At 71.5% G+C, this 1,965-nt stretch carries 2 protein-coding genes; both read right to left on the reverse strand.

Features of this window, described 5'->3' with window-relative positions; all coding sequences use genetic code 11:
• Positions 1 to 57: 57 nt before the first annotated feature.
• Complete coding sequence (locus VF536_RS12325; RefSeq protein WP_331615141.1) at positions 58 to 1,305, reverse strand: efflux RND transporter periplasmic adaptor subunit; 1,248 nt, start codon at positions 1,303 to 1,305, stop codon at positions 58 to 60.
• 51 nt (positions 1,306 to 1,356) lie between these two features.
• Positions 1,357 to 1,965 (reverse strand): TolC family protein (locus VF536_RS12330; RefSeq protein ID WP_331615142.1); only part of this gene is annotated, 609 nt, incomplete at its 5' end.

The following is a 1,965-nucleotide window of genomic DNA, read 5'->3' on the forward strand; positions in this document are numbered from 1 at the left end:
GCGCCGAGGACGGCCCGGAGGCCGCCGGCGCGCCGGGCGCGGTCGGAGTGGAATCGCTCATTGCACGCGGGTGGTGTTCGCCTTGACCGCGGCCTTGCCGAGGTTGGTCGCGATGATCTTGTTCACCTGCTCGTCGGCGGCCTTCTCCTGGACGTCGAAGATCGCCGTCTGCAGGCGCGGCGCGCTGGCGCCGGTCGCGGCGGCCAGCATCGCGCCGCCCTGGTCACGGATGTCGATCTGCACGTCCATCGACAGGCCCACGCGCAGCGGGTGCTCCTGCACTTCCTTGGGGTCCAGCGCGATGCGCACCGGCACGCGCTGCACGACCTTGATCCAGTTGCCGGTGGTGTTCTGCGCCGGCAGCAGCGCGAACGCCGCGCCCGTGCCCGCACCCAGGCCCTGCACCGTGCCGTGGTACTCGGTCTTCTTGCCGTAGACGTCCGCTTCCAGCGTCGCCTTCTGGCCGATGCGCAGCTTGGCCAGCTGGCTTTCCTTGAAGTTGGCGTCGACCCAGACCTGCTGCAGCCCGACCACCGCCATCAGCGGCGAACCGGCCGCGACGCGCTGGCCCAGTTGCACCGAGCGGCGCGCGACCCAGCCGTCCACCGGCGCGATCAGCTCGGCGCGCTGCAGCGCCAGGTAGCTCTCGCGCAGGCGCGCGGCGGCGCGCAGCACGTTCGGGTGTTCCTCGACCTTGACGCCGTCGGTCAGCACCTGGTTGGAGGCCAGCTGATCCTTCGCGGCCTGCAGCGCCGACTGCGCGGCGGCGGCCTGCGCGCGGGCCGAGGTCAGTTGCGATTGCGCGTGCTCCAGCTCTTCCTTGCCGACGGCGCCGGTGGCGACCAGCGGCTGGCGGCGGGCGACGTCGGACTGCAGGCGGTCCAGATCGACGGTGACGCGCTTGAGGTCGGCCTCGCGGACCTTGACCTGCGCCTCGAAGCCGCTGTTGTTCGCATACAGCGTGCGGACCTCGCGGACCGTCTGCGCCAACTGCGCCTGCGCCTGCTCCAGCGCGACGCGGGCGTCGACCGGATCCAGGCTCACCAGCTTCTGGCCGGCCTTCACGAAGTCGGTGTCGTCGGCGTAGACCGCGCGCACCGTGCCGCCGACCAGCGGCGTGATCTGCACGACGTTGGCCTGCACGTAGGCGTTGTCGGTGGACTCGTAGCGGCTGCCGACGATCCATTCGTAGGCGGCGTAGCCCAGGCCCGCCACGATGACGACGGCGGCGATGGCCGTCAGGCCCTTCTTGCGGGTGCCGTTCTTGGCGGGAGCTTGCGTGTTGTTCGGGGGCGTTGCGCTCATGGTGTGCTCTTCGGGATTCTTGTGATTCGGGAGGCGATGTCGGCTGCGATGTCAGCTGCGATCGGCGGATGCCGTCGTCTGCGTCTCGCCTCGCGCGGGCTCGGCGTAGCCGCCGCCCAGCGCGCGCATCAGGTTGATCTGCGCATCGACGGTCAGCGCCTGCAGGTCGATCTGGCCGCGCTGCTGCAGCAGTTGGTTCTGCTGCGCGTTCAGCACCGCGATGCGGCCGGTCAGGCCGGCGCGATGGCGCTGGTCGGCCAGCGTGGCCTGGCTGTCGGCGTTGGCCACGAGCGCGTCCTGCTGCGTGCGTTGCTGGCGCAACGATTCGAGCGTCGTGTACTGGTCGCTGGCGTCGCGCACGGCGTCCAGCACCGCGGCGTTGTAGCTCGCGATCGCGGCGTCCTGCTCGGCGGCACTGCCGCGCAGGTTGGCGCGCAGACGGCCGCTGTCGAACAGCGGCAGGTGCAGCGCCGGCCCCGCGCCGTACTGGCGGCTGCCGCTCTTGAACAGCTCATCCAGCCCGATCGCGTTCAGGCCGACGAAGGCCGTCAGGCTCACGCTCGGATAGAACTGCGCGCGGGCGACGCGGATGTCCTGCGCCGTCGCCTCGACCCGGGCGCGCGCGGCGGCCAGGTCCGGGCGGCGGCCCAGCAGGTCCAG

Source organism: Roseateles sp. (assembly GCF_036486225.1).
Taxonomy (GTDB): domain Bacteria; phylum Pseudomonadota; class Gammaproteobacteria; order Burkholderiales; family Burkholderiaceae_C; genus Roseateles.

Bases quoted from the DNA above. Each gene is read 5' to 3' on its own strand.
- VF536_RS12325 (WP_331615141.1), bottom strand. From the start codon at position 1,305: ATGAGCGCAACGCCCCCGAACAACACGCAAGCTCCCGCCAAGAACGGC.